This window comes from Erythrobacter aureus (assembly GCF_003355455.1).
GTDB lineage: Bacteria > Pseudomonadota > Alphaproteobacteria > Sphingomonadales > Sphingomonadaceae > Qipengyuania > Qipengyuania aurea.
The window spans coordinates 1,282,504-1,294,848 of sequence record NZ_CP031357.1; the positions used below are offsets into that span (position 1 = coordinate 1,282,504).

At 63.5% G+C, this 12,345-nt stretch carries 16 protein-coding genes; 7 read left to right on the forward strand and 9 right to left on the reverse strand.

Translation table 11 applies throughout. From position 1 onward, the window contains the following. Positions 1-15: 15 nt before the first annotated feature. From DVR09_RS06205 to DVR09_RS06220, 4 genes are all read right to left on the reverse strand, one after another. Positions 16-354 (reverse strand): P-II family nitrogen regulator, encoded by a 339-nt coding sequence (locus DVR09_RS06205; RefSeq protein WP_115416173.1) that lies wholly within the window; start codon positions 352-354, stop codon positions 16-18. A gap of 168 nt (positions 355-522) precedes the next feature. Further along, a complete protein-coding gene (gene argC / locus DVR09_RS06210; protein WP_115416174.1) occupies positions 523-1,461 on the reverse strand; it encodes an N-acetyl-gamma-glutamyl-phosphate reductase in 939 nt (312 codons plus the stop codon). Then, positions 1,451-1,804, reverse strand: coding sequence for a hypothetical protein (locus DVR09_RS06215; RefSeq protein ID WP_115416175.1), 354 nt, complete (start codon positions 1,802-1,804; stop codon positions 1,451-1,453). The genes argC and DVR09_RS06215 overlap by 11 nt, the downstream gene beginning before the upstream one ends. A 74-nt stretch (positions 1,805-1,878) precedes the next feature. Beyond that, on the reverse strand, positions 1,879-3,279 hold the full coding sequence (locus DVR09_RS06220) for a leucyl aminopeptidase family protein (RefSeq protein ID WP_115416176.1): 1,401 nt from the start codon (positions 3,277-3,279) through the stop codon (positions 1,879-1,881). A 45-nt stretch (positions 3,280-3,324) separates the two neighbouring features. On the opposite strand from DVR09_RS06220, the gene DVR09_RS06225 reads away from it, so the two are divergent. Next, a complete protein-coding gene (locus tag DVR09_RS06225; protein ID WP_115416177.1) occupies positions 3,325-4,143 on the forward strand; it encodes a DUF4163 domain-containing protein in 819 nt (272 codons plus the stop codon). Between the two features lie 40 nt (positions 4,144-4,183). Further along, complete coding sequence (gene map / locus DVR09_RS06230; RefSeq protein ID WP_115416178.1) at positions 4,184-5,011, forward strand: type I methionyl aminopeptidase; 828 nt, start codon at positions 4,184-4,186, stop codon at positions 5,009-5,011. Positions 5,012-5,044: 33 nt separating this feature from the next. Here map and DVR09_RS06235 read toward each other — a convergent pair whose 3' ends face one another. Both DVR09_RS06235 and ccmA read right to left on the reverse strand, forming a co-directional pair. Next, the gene (locus DVR09_RS06235; protein WP_115416179.1) at positions 5,045-5,698 is read right to left on the reverse strand and encodes a heme exporter protein CcmB; all 654 of its coding nucleotides are present in this window, start codon (positions 5,696-5,698) and stop codon (positions 5,045-5,047) included. Continuing rightward, a complete protein-coding gene (gene ccmA, locus DVR09_RS06240) occupies positions 5,695-6,276 on the reverse strand; it encodes a heme ABC exporter ATP-binding protein CcmA (protein WP_115416180.1) in 582 nt (193 codons plus the stop codon). Before ccmA ends, DVR09_RS06235 begins: the two co-directional genes overlap by 4 nt. Positions 6,277-6,333: 57 nt before the next feature. On the opposite strand from ccmA, the gene DVR09_RS06245 reads away from it, so the two are divergent. Continuing rightward, positions 6,334-6,627, forward strand: a complete 294-nt coding sequence (locus tag DVR09_RS06245; RefSeq protein ID WP_115416181.1) for a 4a-hydroxytetrahydrobiopterin dehydratase — start codon at positions 6,334-6,336, stop codon at positions 6,625-6,627. Here DVR09_RS06245 and DVR09_RS06250 read toward each other — a convergent pair. Genes DVR09_RS06250 through DVR09_RS06260 form a run of 3 tightly spaced genes read right to left on the reverse strand, consistent with a single transcriptional unit; the run spans position 6,616 to position 9,129 of the window. Further along, positions 6,616-7,662 (reverse strand): alpha/beta hydrolase, encoded by a 1,047-nt coding sequence (locus DVR09_RS06250; RefSeq protein WP_115416182.1) that lies wholly within the window; start codon positions 7,660-7,662, stop codon positions 6,616-6,618. The genes DVR09_RS06245 and DVR09_RS06250 overlap by 12 nt on opposite strands. Before the next feature lie 20 nt (positions 7,663-7,682). Then, complete coding sequence (locus tag DVR09_RS06255; RefSeq protein ID WP_115416183.1) at positions 7,683-8,489, reverse strand: SDR family oxidoreductase; 807 nt, start codon at positions 8,487-8,489, stop codon at positions 7,683-7,685. Between the two features lie 22 nt (positions 8,490-8,511). Then, positions 8,512-9,129 carry a DNA-3-methyladenine glycosylase family protein gene (locus DVR09_RS06260; RefSeq protein WP_115416184.1) on the reverse strand — a complete coding sequence of 206 codons (618 nt, stop codon included), beginning with the start codon at positions 9,127-9,129 and terminating at the stop codon, positions 8,512-8,514. Between the two features lie 90 nt (positions 9,130-9,219). On the opposite strand from DVR09_RS06260, the gene DVR09_RS06265 reads away from it, so the two are divergent. From DVR09_RS06265 to DVR09_RS06280, 4 genes are all read left to right on the forward strand, one after another. After that, positions 9,220-9,537: a 2Fe-2S iron-sulfur cluster-binding protein gene (locus DVR09_RS06265; protein ID WP_115416185.1), complete on the forward strand. Its 318-nt coding sequence runs from the start codon at positions 9,220-9,222 to the stop codon at positions 9,535-9,537. Between the two features lie 307 nt (positions 9,538-9,844). Then, positions 9,845-10,861 (forward strand): cysteine synthase A, encoded by a 1,017-nt coding sequence (locus DVR09_RS06270; RefSeq protein ID WP_115416186.1) that lies wholly within the window; start codon positions 9,845-9,847, stop codon positions 10,859-10,861. A 31-nt stretch (positions 10,862-10,892) separates the two neighbouring features. Continuing rightward, the gene (locus DVR09_RS06275) at positions 10,893-11,255 is read left to right on the forward strand and encodes a hypothetical protein (RefSeq protein WP_162814869.1); all 363 of its coding nucleotides are present in this window, start codon (positions 10,893-10,895) and stop codon (positions 11,253-11,255) included. Then, entirely contained in the window at positions 11,233-12,024 is a 792-nt protein-coding gene (locus tag DVR09_RS06280) for a motility-associated ABC transporter substrate-binding family protein (protein WP_115416188.1), read from the forward strand. Before DVR09_RS06275 ends, DVR09_RS06280 begins: the two co-directional genes overlap by 23 nt. The last annotated feature ends 321 nt before the right edge of the window (positions 12,025-12,345 follow it).

Below are 12,345 nucleotides of genomic sequence, written 5' to 3' on the forward strand. Positions count from 1 at the left end.
CGTCCCCGCGAAAACTCAGATTGCGTCGTCGTCTTTTTCGCCCGTGCGAATTCGCAGCGCGCCTTCGATCGGCGAAATGAAGATCTTGCCGTCGCCAATACGCCCGGTCTGGGCGGCGGCGGCGATCGCTTCCACGGTGCGGTCGGCAGTGCCATCGGGGACCACGACCTCCAGTTTCACCTTGGGCAGGAAGTCGACGACATATTCGGCGCCGCGATAAAGCTCGGTATGCCCCTTCTGGCGCCCGAAACCCTTGGCCTCGGTCACGGTGATGCCGGACACGCCGATTTCGTGCAGCGCCTCCTTCACCTCGTCGAGCTTGAATGGCTTGATGATCGCTTCGATCTTTTTCACCTGGCGGTGTCCCCCGAGAGTTTAGGTACCCGTATCGCACGTGACTTACGCATCGCGCTCGCCCGTGTTCCAAGAACCGTGCCAAACGCGCAACGGGCGGATTTGCGTGGATCGGATAGGAGCGGATAGGCAATGGTGCCCGAAGAGCGGACAGGCAGTGCCTGTTTTTTAGGCACTCGGCAGCCGCAGGCCCGCCGTTTCCGGCAAGCCGCACATCAGATTGAGATTTTGCACCGCCGCCCCGCTAGCGCCCTTGCCGAGATTGTCCAGCCGCGCGACGAGGCGCGCGTTCCAGCCGCCTTCATTGCCGAAAACGAACAGTTCGAGGCCATCCGAAGGCGAGGTATCCCTGTCCAGCAGGAGTTCGCCGACCGGGGCCTTGCCGTGTACCGTCACTACCGGCGAGCCTTCGTAGAAGCTCGCAAGCGTATCGCGCAGGCTGTCGGCATGCGGATCGCCTTCCATGGCACCAAGGTGCAGCGGTACTTCCACGATCATGCCGCGGAATGCCGAGACGACCGAGGGCGCGAACAGGACCGGATGCTCGAGCCCGGCATGCGTCTTCATCTCGGGCAGGTGCTTGTGAGCCAGATCGTAGCCATAGGCGCGAAAAGCGGGCGCTCCGTCGGCTTCGAAACGCTCGATCAGAGCTTTGCCGCCGCCCGAATAGCCGCTCACGGCATTGACACTATAGGGCCAGTCGGCGGGAAGAATGCCTTCGCGGACCAGCGGCGCTACCAGGGCGAGAAAGCCGGTCGGATAACAGCCGGGATTGCTTACCCGGCGGGCGTCGGAGACCCGCTCCCGCCCGACCAGTTCGGGAAAACCGTAGCACCAGCCTTCGGCGGTGCGGTGGGCGCTCGAGGCGTCGATCACCCGCGTGCCATTTGCCGGATCGATCAGTTCCACAGCCTCGCGCGCGGCATCATCGGGCAGACACAGAATGGCGATATCGGCTTCGTTCAGCGCTTCGCGCCGCGCGCCGGTATCCTTGCGCTGCGCATCGTCGAGGCGGAGGAGCACGAATTCACTGCGGCCCTCGAGCCTTTCGGCGATTTCCAGGCCGGTTGTGCCGGCCGCGCCGTCGATGAAGATCTTATGCGTCACTGGCAGGGGCCAGCGCGTCAAGCCGGACATACCCGCTCGGCCCTTTGGGGCCGCAGGCGATCCATGCCCAGTCACCAGCGCAATCCAGCAATTCGATTTCCGCGCCTGCGTCGACCGTGGCGCCGGTATCGGCATCATCGCGCATGGCGAGCTTCAGCGCGACAGGCTGCGGGCCGATTTGCCGCACATGCGGAATGACGTAGTGGGCGGCCAGAAAATCCTCCGCCAGCGCAATATGCGCCAGATCCCCACGCAAGGGCAGCGTTCCCGGGGCGGGCCTTTCGACCCGGCCTTTCAGTCCGACAGTCTTTTCGGGAAGGGAATAGCTGGCTGGAACAGTCACGCTGTGTGAAGAATCCGGTTGTGAACGTTGCGGGCGCTTAGCCTTGCTGGACTGTTCAAGCAAGGCAACGCCGTTCAGCCTCCCCCGAAACGATCGCGCAGCATGTGCCAGGCGGCACGCAGTCCATAGGCATCCCCGCCCTTGGGGCGACCGGGCCTGGCGACCGGGCGCCAGGCAAAGGTATCGAAATGTGCCCAGTCGATCCCTTCGCCGACGAATCTGTCGAGGAACAGACCCGCCACGCTGGCTCCGGCAAAAGAATTCCCATGCGCATTTTGAATATCGGCAATGTCGGAATTCAGCCATTCACGATAGGCATCGGGCAGGGGCAGGCGCCAGGGTTCGTCATCATGTGCCTTGCCAGCCGCTATAAGGGCTGCGGCGGTGGAATCCTGACGGGTCATGAGCGCGGGAAACTCCGGACCCAGCGCCACGCGTGCCGCTCCGGTCAGTGTGGCGAAATCGATGATGAAGTCGGGCTTTTCCTCGCTTGCACGTTGCAGCGCATCGCCCAGGATCAACCGGCCTTCGGCATCGGTATTGCCGATCTCCACGGTCAGGCCCTTGCGGGATCTGAGCACGTCTCCGGGACGGAAACTGTTGGAACTGATCGCGTTTTCGACTGCCGGAACCAGCAGGTGCAACCGCACGGGCAGCCCCGCATCCATGACCAGCCCGGCCAGCGCGATCGCATGGGCCGCACCGCCCATGTCTTTTTTCATCAGCAACATGCCGGAGGAACTCTTGACGTCCAGCCCGCCGCTGTCGAAGCACACCCCCTTGCCCACGATCGCGAGGACCGGATCGCCTTCCTTGCCCCAGGTCAGGTGCATGATACGCGGCGCGTGATGGCGTGCGGCGGCGCGGCCCACGGCGTGGACCATAGGGTATTCCTGCTCCAGGGCATCGCCTCTGGTCACAGTCAGGCTGGCCGAATGCTGCTTGGCCAGCTTTTCGCATTGCTCCTCCAGCGCAGCAGGCCCCAGATCTTCGGCAGGCGTGTTCACAAGATCGCGCACGAGGCACACGGCCCGCGCTTCCGCCACTGCGCCGCCGATCGCCTTCACATTCTTGGTCAGCAGCACACGCGGCCCGACCGGTCGTTCGGGCTTTTTGTACCGGTCGAAAACATATTGCGCGGTCTGCCAGCCATGAAGCGCGGGTCCGGGCTCGCCATCGGCGCGGCGATAGATCCCCTCGGGCAGGCTTTCGGCCAGCTTTGCCATGCACCAGCTCGAAAGGTCCTGTGGATTGGCCACGCCGCCCACCGCGAACCAGCCGTCTTCGGCATTGTCTTTCGCCGGAACAATGCCGACTTGATATCCGCTACCGTCGAATTTCTGCGCCTCCAATGCCGCGCGCTGGCCAGCCGAGAGCTGCTTGATCCACTCGGGGAAGCCCTCGCGGTTGACGAGGTGGATCGAAATCGCCTCCTGCCCCCGGTCGGGCTGGATAAGCGGGTGGTTGTCGGCCATAGTCGGACTGTCCCTGTAATAATCGTATTCGTAAAGGAAACCGCGATGCGTGCGCCCCTGTTCCTGATTTCGCTCGCCCTGTCGAGTGCGGCCTGCTCCGATGGTGCGGAGTATGCGAAGACGGCAGACGGCACCGATCCCCAGAGCAGCGACGCTCAGGCTCTCGCATCCGCAGGCGCGATAGCGACAGCCGAGGCGCGATCCATCGCGGAGGAGACGGACCGATACGATTTCGCCTATTCCTGGCCCGCCGAGGCAGCCGCCGAACCGAAGCTCTCGGCCTATCTGGAGACAAAGGCCAAAGGGGTGCGCGAAGAATTAAAAGAAGAATCCGATGAGGACTGGGACGCGGCGCAAGGACAGGAATGGACGCCGCGCCAGCACAGCACCTCGGTAGAATGGAAAGTGGTTGCCGACATTCCCGGCTATCTCAGCCTGTCGCGCCACCTAGCGACCTATTCCGGAGGAGCGCACGGCATGTATGGTGTCCAGTCGCTGGTCTGGGACCGCGAGGCGGAAAAAGCCATGAAGGGGATCGAACTGTTCACTTCGCCCGTCGCGCTAGAGCAGGGCATCGGCCAGCGCTTGTGCGATACCCTGAACAAAGCGCGGGAAAAACGCCGCGGCATGGAAGTCGAGGAGGGCAGCGACGACATATTCGACAAGTGCCCCGGCCTCGACGAAGCCAGCATTTTGATCGGATCTTCCAATGGCAGGACGTTCGATCGCATTTCGGTCTATTTCGGACCCTATGTCGCGGGCGCCTATGCCGAGGGCGATTACGAACTGGACTTCGATGTGACAGCCAGTGTGATCGACGCGGTGAAGCCGGAATATGCGGATGCCTTCAGCGTCCGCGGTTAGGCATCTCGCAATCGGCGGATAAAGCGCCTATGTGGGCGGGATGACCGAATATCAGGTAATCGACGCGGACGAGACTGTCTATCGCGACGGCACGATCAAGCTCCATGGGCCGGAAGGCTTCGAGGGAATGCGCAAGGCAGGTCGCCTGGCGGCCGAAATCCTCGACGAACTGACCAGCTTCGTGAAGCCGGGCGTGACCACGGGCGAGATCGACGACAAGGCGCGGACCATGATGCTGGATGCCGGCGCGGTGCCTGCAACCATGGGCTATCGCGGTTACACGCATAGCTGCTGCACGTCGATCAACCATGTGATCTGTCACGGCATCCCTTCGGACAAGGCACTGAAGGAAGGCGATATCGTCAATATCGACGTGACCCCGCTATTGGACGACTGGCACGGCGATACCAGCCGCATGTTTTTTGCCGGTGAACCCTCGATCAAGGCCAAGCGGCTGGTGGAGGTCACCTATGAATGCCTGATGCTGGGGATCGAGGCGGCTTCCAGGCCCGGCGCGCGGCTGGGCGATATCGGCGCCGCGATCGAAGCGCATGCGCGCCAGTTCCGCTATGGCGTGGTGCAGGAGTTCTGCGGCCATGGCCTGGGCCGCCTGTTCCACGATGCGCCGGAGGTGATCCACGCCGCGCGCGCGGGCACCGGGCCGGAACTGAAAGCCGGAATGTTCTTCACCATCGAGCCGATGATCAATGCCGGGCGGCCCCACGCCAAGATTTTGCGCGACGGCTGGACGGCTGTGACCCGCGACAAGTCACTGTCGGCACAGTTCGAGCATTCGATCGGGATTACCGAAGACGGCGTGGAAATATTTACCGAAAGCCCCAAAGGGCTGCATAAGCCGCCATACTGAAGAAACGTGGGCGGGCGGACGGGCGTTCGCCAATTACCCTTCGCGCGCGGAACGTATTGCGGCGCCTGCGACGAAGGGCGTCACGGCGCACAGGCCCAGGCTGATCGCGGCGGCCAGGGCGATCCCGCCATCGCCGGTGGTAGAAAGCGCTCCGGCCCCGAAAATCAGAATGGGAACGGCCAGCGGGATCACCATCAGACCGGCCAGTGCCGCTCCTCCGCGCAGGGCTGCGGTAAGGGCTGCCACGGCGAGCCCCACGGCAGCGAGCCCGGGTGTTCCGGCAAGCAGGCCGAGCAGAACCGTGCGGGTCGTGGGGCCATCGAGGCCCAGCAATCCGGCCGCGGGAAGCGTCGCGAGAAGCAGCAAGGGGGCGAAGGCCAACCAATGCGCCAGCAAGCGTACCGCCATGACCAGCTCCTCGCTTATGCCCCGCAGGTGCAACTGGTCGAAAACCCCGGCATCGAGATCGCCCGACACCAATTTTTCGAGCGGAAGGATCGCTGCCAGAAGGGCGGCCACCCAGATCACACCGCCTCCGGTACGGGCGAGCAATTGCGCGTCCGGCCCCACGGCGAAGGGGTAAAGCATCGCAACGGCAAGAAAGAAGAGGAGCGGCAGAACGCCGCCGCCGCCACGCCCGCCGGGCAGCAGCAATCCGAGGTCCCGTCGCAGAAGCGTGCCGATCATGCGGCGAACTCCGCCAGCTCGACGCGGGTCGGCGAGGGGAGGGCGATATGCTGGTGCGAAGCAACGATCGCAATCCCGCCACCGGCGCAGTGCTGTTCGATCAGTGTCTCGAAGGTTTTCTGCGCCTGGCTGTCGAGCCCGTTGAGCGGTTCGTCCAGCAGCCAGATGGGACACCCCCGGTTGAGCAGGCGGGCCAGCGCGGCGCGTTTCTTCTGGCCTGTGGAAAGATAGCGTACCGGCACATCCATCAACGGTCCAAGCTGGAGCAGTTCGAGCGCGCGCCCGGGTTCTCGGCAGCCATCGATCCGTTGCCAGAAAGCCAGCGCCTTGCCGAGTGGAAGGTTCGCATCGAAAGCGAGTCGTTCGTCCACCAGACCCATGGCGCCCTTGCGATCCACTTTGCCGGCATAGGGTCGCAAGAGTCCGGCAAGGATGCGCATGAGGCTGGATTTGCCTATGCCATTCGCGCCGGTGATATGGCACGCATCGCCCGCACCGCATTCAAGCGTGAGTCCACGAAACAGCAGCCGCTCCCCGCGGCGGCAGGCAATATCCTTGGCGACGAGGCGAGCTTGCATGGGCAGGGGCGATAGGCAAAAGCGCCCCCAGCGACAAGGAAGAGGAGATTCGTGCCCATGACCGTCGAGCAATTGACCGCAGAGGAACGCGATAGCTGGCTGAGCGGGCTGAAGGGCTGGGCGCTTACGCGCGAGGGCAAGGCCATCCAACGCACCTTCGAGTTCGGCGACTTTTCCGAAGCCTTTTCTTTCATGACCCGCGTTGCGATGATCGCGGAGGCGCGCGACCATCATCCCGAATGGTTCAACGTCTATAACCGCGTGGAAATCACGCTCACCACGCATGATGCGGATGGGCTGAGCCGGCGCGACGTCAAGATGGCGCGCAAGATCGACGCACTACTGGCCTAGCGTTCCCTCGCGCGGGCGCGGTCCGAGGTCGTAGAGCAGGCATTCGTAATACAGGCGGGCACGGCCCCGTGAGGCCGCGCCGGGTGTCGTCCAGCGGCTGTTTTCCAGCGTGCATTCGGTGTCGGCGCGCGCCTGTTCTTCTGGCGTACGCTCTCCCACTTCGGGTCCTCCGATCAGCGGATAGCTCTTATACTCGCGCTGCGGCGCGGCGAAGAGCAGGCGAAAGGCATCGAGCGCCATCGGATGGTAAAGCGTTCCGTGCGTTTCGCTCTCGCCCGCGTCGACGAATGTCCAGGCAAGCCCGTCGGGCGCCGAGGCGCGCAGCGCATCGACCAGCCGTTCGGTCCCCTCGCGGTGCCAGTCGCCTTCATTGGCGGTGGTGAGATAGAGGCGGCGGTCTCCCTCCGGGTGCCGCGCGAAATAGGCGGCAGCTTGCTTGCCGTATTTCATCTGCTCCCACCACATGCTGGGCGAGATGGCGATGTAATCGTCGAACAGTGTCGGTTCCTCGAGCAGGGTTTCCACCACGAACAGCGCGGCAAGCGATTCTCCGATGATCGCGTCGCGCCCATTGGTGCGGAAACTCGCCTCGACCAGCGGCTTCAGCTCTTCGCGCAGGAAGCGGCGATAGCTGGGCGATCCGCCGGGCGTGGCCCGCAGAAATTCTTGATAGGGCTTCGGATCGGCGACCGGTGGGGATAGTTCCTTTCGGCGGTTCACGCTTTCGATGCCGATGAGGATGAAGGGGGCGAACGACCAGTTCATATCGCGGCTCTGGGCGATACCGGCAATGTGCTCGAAATCCTGGTCCGGCCCGCCATCGAGGAGATAGACCACGGGATAGCGTCTTTCCGGCTCCTTATCGTAGCCGGTCGGAAGACGCACAGTTATCTTGCGGCTTTCCCCGTCCAGAACGCCGGTTTCGACCGTATAGGTCGTGGCGACCGCGAGCGGCTCGCCACCGGTGAGTTGCGCGGAGGCGGGTAGAGCGAACGCCAGCGCCGTGGCAGCACCGAAAACGGAAAGCAATCGCATGTATATGGCTCCGAAAGGCGTTACTGGCCCAGCGGGCGGAACGACGAACGGGTCTGCTTGCGGACGCGGCCAGGCAGCCAGCGCGCGGCGAAGGCCATGGTCTTGGCGGTCTTGCCCACGGTGGTGTGCAGCTTTTCGCCATGGACTGCGGCCCAGGCCGCGGCAGCGACTTCCTCGACCGGCGTTATCTCCAGCCCCGCGTCCCGCACCCGCTGGCGGATGCCTTCATTGGTCCGCGCATTGGGGTTATGGTCGAGCAGCGGGGTGTCGATGAAGCTGGGCATTAGCGAGCGCACCCTGATGCCATCCTCGGCCCATTCGCCATCGAGGCTTTCGGTAATCGCGCGAACCCCGAATTTGGTCGCCGAATAGACGCTGGCCCCGGGCGTGCCGTAAATGCCCGCCGCGCTGGCCGTGTTGAGCAGGCAGGAACTCGGCGCGGTCTTCTGGAGGTGGGCATACGCGGCCTGCGCACCGAACAGCACGCCTTTCAAGTTGATGTCGAGGCAGCGCTCGATTTCTTCGGTGCTGTTTTCGAGCAGCGATCCGCCGAGCGGGATGCCGGCATTGTTGAACACCACGTCGATGCGACCGCCGGCCGCAACCGAGAAGGCTTCGAGCGCTTCGTCCCAGGCCGCGCGGTCGCGGACGTCGAGAACATGCGAATAGACGAAGCCGTTGCCGATCTGCTCTTCGGTTTCGCGCATGCCCGCCTTGTCGATGTCGCCAAGGCCGACGAACCACCCGCGCGCGCCGAAATACAGGGCGACCGCCCGCCCGATGCCGGAGCCGCCCCCGGTGATGAAAATCGCCTTGCGATCGCTCATGTTCTCTCTCCCTCCAGCGGCTCTACAGCGCCGCGTTGTTATAGGTGTGCCAGGTGAAGATGGCCATCGCGCCGCGATGGGGCCGCCATTGCTCGCCTAGGGCTCGCGTTTGCTTCTCGCTCGGTCGTTCCGGCAGGTCGAGAAGCCGACCGACCGCTTCCTGAACGGCCAAATCGCCTGCGGGCCAGATGTCCGGACGGCCTTCGGCGAACAACAGATATATCTCTGCCGACCAGCGGCCGATTCCCTTGATCCGGGTCAATTCCGCAATCGCTTCTTCGTCGTCCGTCGGCAGATCTTCGAGGCAGATTTCCTCATTGGCGACGAGTTCGCATAGCGATCGCGCATAGCCCTGTTTCTGCCGCGACAGCCCGCATGCCCTTAAGGTATTGAAATCTCTCGAAAGCAATTCATGCGCGGGCATGTCTTCGCCCAGCTCCGCTTCGAGCTTGTTCCAGACCGATGCGGCAGCCGCCACACTGACCTGTTGGCCCACAATCGTACGCAGCAAGGTTTTGTAGCCGATCGGACGGATGCGTTCTTCGGGATAACCGCAACGCATGATCGCCGCGGCCACCGCCGCGTCGTCCGCAGCGACAATATCCAGATGCTCGCGCAATTGTGCATTGGTCAGCCCCATGGCGAGTGAACTTGCCTTCCCCGTCGCGATTGAATAGCAGCGCCACGCATAGGTTGGGCCAGTGGCCCTTTGCAACCGAGGATAGACGTAATGCCCAAACTGATCGTGACCACCCGCGAAGGCGAAACAAGCGAGATCGATGTCGCCGACGGCCTGACCGTTATGGAAGCGATCCGCGACAACGGCTTCGACGAACTCCTCGCATTATGCGGTGGCTGCTGTTCCTGCGCGACCTGTCACGTCCATGTCGATGCGGGTTTTGCCGACAAGCTTCCCGAAATGAGCGAGGATGAGGACGATCTGCTCGAATCGACCGACCATCGCGTAGCTACGTCGCGCCTGTCGTGTCAGATCCCGTTTACGGCGGAACTGGACGGCTTGAAGGTTACGATCGCGCCGGAGGATTAATGGCGTCTGTTCGCACCTGACTGCGTCAGTCGCTGCGCCCTGTCCCATCCCGCTCCCCTCCCGGCCACCCAAGGCATGGTATTCTGTGGGCGGTCGGGGGCGGCCGGGAGGGGGAGCAGGCTGGAACAGCAAGGTCGGGACGGATGTCCTGACCGCACCCAACAAGAACACCGGCAGGCGCGCGGGATGGAACATCCACGGGCCGGGCGGGTGTTCGGGGCGCACGGAACAAACACTCAATCCCCCTTTCCGCCCTGCAAGCGCTTGTAGTTTGCGCTCGCATCGGGGGCGCACTACCTCCGCATGCATGACTACAATTCCCGTACGCGAGCAGACGCTCGACCTCATCGGCAATACGCCGCTCGTCCGCCTGGAGGGGCCGAGCGCGGAAGCCGGTTGCGATATCTTCGGCAAATGCGAATTCGCCAATCCCGGCGCCTCGGTGAAGGACCGCGCAGCACTTTACATCATCCGCGATGCGGAAGAGCGGGGCGAATTGAAACCCGGCGGTACGGTGGTCGAAGGCACGGCCGGCAATACCGGTATCGGCATCGCGCTGGTGGCCAATGCCCTGGGCTATCGCACGATCATCGTAATGCCGGACAACCAGTCGAAGGAAAAGATGCAGACCATCCGCGCGCTGGGCGCGGAGCTGGTCACCGTCCCGCCGACCAAATATGCCGACTGCAACCATTTCCAGCACGTCTCGCGCCGCATGGCGGAAGAGATCGACGGCGCGATCTGGGCGGGCCAGTTCGACAATACGGCCAACCGCAAGGCGCATATCGAGACGACCGCGAAGGAGCTGTGGGATCAGCTCGATGGCCGGATCGACGGTTTTACCTGCGCAGCCGGCACCGGCGGGACGATCGCCGGAGTCGGGATGGGGCTCAAGGAACTGGACGAAAACGTCACCATCGCGCTGACCGATCCGCATGGCGCGGCGCTGTATAACTATTTTGCCCATGGCGAGCTGAAGGCGGAAGGATCTTCCGTGGCGGAGGGTATCGGGCAGGGGCGTATCACCGCCAATCTCGAAGGCGCGCCCATCGACACGCAATTCCGCGTCTCCGATGAGGAAGGCCTGGATTGGGTCGCCCGCCTGCTGCGCGACGAGGGGCTGTGCCTTGGCCTGTCCAGCGGCATCAATGTTGCCGGAGCGATCGCGCTCGGCAAGCAATTGGTCGCCGAAGGGCGCGAGAATCCTCGTGTCGCGACGATTCTGTGCGACACGGGTTTTCGCTACCTCTCGACGCTTTATAATGCGGAATGGCTGGCGGCGAAGGGCTTGCCGGTGTTTGACTGGTTGCAAACGGACGATTGACTGATGGGCGGGCCTCCCTAGGTTCATGCGCGTGCACCAATTCTTCGATATGAGCCGTAAGCCGCTGGTTGGCGACCTGCCCGACGTGCCCGGCAACGATGCGCGGCGTGCGCGGACGGTGCAGCGGTTGCAGATCGGCATCACCGGAATTGTCATGATGATCCTGCTGATCGGGCTGGCGAGCATCGTTCAGGACCGCGCTGCCGAAACCGACGCGACCACCGTGCCCGCTGCCGCGCCGACGACCGAACCGACACAGGCCGCTCCGCAGAACGATCCGTTGGTCGAGGCAGGGGTGGTGCCCGATCTGCCGGTAGAGCCGGATGTAACCGCCACCGCCATTCCGACATCCGGCCCGCAGACCGAAGACGATGTTCCAGCGGCTCAGAACTAGGGCGCTGCTGCCCTTTCTTGCGCTGCTGGCTGCTGCCTGTTCGGCAGGGCAGGCCGATCACGAAGATCTGCCCAAACCCCGCTTGGGCCTTTTCACGAGCATACCGCTTTACTGGGGTGAGGGCGAAATCGGGACTTTCATCGATGGCGAAGGAAAGTCCGACTGGGTGCGCGCGGAACTCGAAACGCGCTTTGAACTGGTTCCCCTCGATACGCTTGAGCAAGATGCGCTGGCAGGCCTGGACCGCGTAATCCTGGCGCAGCCCAGACCGCTTGCGCCGTCGGAAAACGTCGCGTTCGACCGATGGGTGGCAGAGGGAGGCAAGGCGGTGATCCTCGCCGATCCGATGCTGACCCGGCACACGCGCTATCCGATCGGAGACCGGCGCAGGCCGCAGGATGTGGTTCTGCTTTCGCCGATCTTGTCACGCTGGGGCGTGGAGCTGCAATTCGACGAGGATCAGCCTGGCGGCGATAGAATGATCGAAGTCGATGGCCGGGGCTTTCCGGTGAATTTGCGAGGCCGGTTCATCCGCAAGGATACCGGCGCGGCGGATCGGCCGTGCCAGCCCATGGGCGACGGGCTGTTTGCCCGGTGCGTGCGCGGGCGAGGGTCGGCGGTCCTTTACGCCGATGCCGCCGTGCTCGATTGGGAGGGGGCCGACCCGGTCCCTTCGGCACGCAGGGACGCACTCTGGCATCTTCTTCGCCCCTTGATGGACGAGCAGCGCGACCTCGCGCAGCCGGATGAAACCGCCGACGCGGCCTGAGACGGGAAATCGCGGGCAGAGCCCGGCGGCCCGCCCCGAACGCTTGACCGATTCCTTGAAAACACGCGCTTTTCCAAACCTTTCGTTAAGGAATTGGTAGGGTGTTCAAGAATGACGGTGGGAAAAATAGCAATGTAAATCAGAGGTTTGTCAGCTTTTCCCGTAAAATCCCGCAAATTTCCCTTCCATCCCCGCCTCTCCCGCTGTAAACCCGGACCACATCGGACAAGCACTGTCTATGCGCGCCCGGCCCGCAGGCTGGGTGGCTCGCCCGCATGCTCGGGCGAGTGCGGAGAAGTCTTGTCAGATGGGGAGGTAAGC

What these genes read in the sequence shown, in the direction of transcription:
- DVR09_RS06270 (WP_115416186.1), top strand. Translation starts at nt 9,845, where the DNA reads ATGACTACAATTCCCGTACGCGAGCAGACGCTCGACCTCATCGGCAAT.
- DVR09_RS06220 (WP_115416176.1), bottom strand. Translation starts at nt 3,279, where the DNA reads ATGGCCGACAACCACCCGCTTATCCAGCCCGACCGGGGGCAGGAGGCG.
- DVR09_RS06280 (WP_115416188.1), top strand. Translation starts at nt 11,233, where the DNA reads ATGTTCCAGCGGCTCAGAACTAGGGCGCTGCTGCCCTTTCTTGCGCTG.
- DVR09_RS06250 (WP_115416182.1), bottom strand. Translation starts at nt 7,662, where the DNA reads ATGCGATTGCTTTCCGTTTTCGGTGCTGCCACGGCGCTGGCGTTCGCT.
- map (WP_115416178.1), top strand. Translation starts at nt 4,184, where the DNA reads ATGACCGAATATCAGGTAATCGACGCGGACGAGACTGTCTATCGCGAC.
- ccmA (WP_115416180.1), bottom strand. Translation starts at nt 6,276, where the DNA reads ATGCAAGCTCGCCTCGTCGCCAAGGATATTGCCTGCCGCCGCGGGGAG.
- DVR09_RS06255 (WP_115416183.1), bottom strand. Translation starts at nt 8,489, where the DNA reads ATGAGCGATCGCAAGGCGATTTTCATCACCGGGGGCGGCTCCGGCATC.
- DVR09_RS06260 (WP_115416184.1), bottom strand. Translation starts at nt 9,129, where the DNA reads ATGGGGCTGACCAATGCACAATTGCGCGAGCATCTGGATATTGTCGCT.
- DVR09_RS06245 (WP_115416181.1), top strand. Translation starts at nt 6,334, where the DNA reads ATGACCGTCGAGCAATTGACCGCAGAGGAACGCGATAGCTGGCTGAGC.
- DVR09_RS06225 (WP_115416177.1), top strand. Translation starts at nt 3,325, where the DNA reads ATGCGTGCGCCCCTGTTCCTGATTTCGCTCGCCCTGTCGAGTGCGGCC.
- DVR09_RS06265 (WP_115416185.1), top strand. Translation starts at nt 9,220, where the DNA reads ATGCCCAAACTGATCGTGACCACCCGCGAAGGCGAAACAAGCGAGATC.
- DVR09_RS06235 (WP_115416179.1), bottom strand. Translation starts at nt 5,698, where the DNA reads ATGATCGGCACGCTTCTGCGACGGGACCTCGGATTGCTGCTGCCCGGC.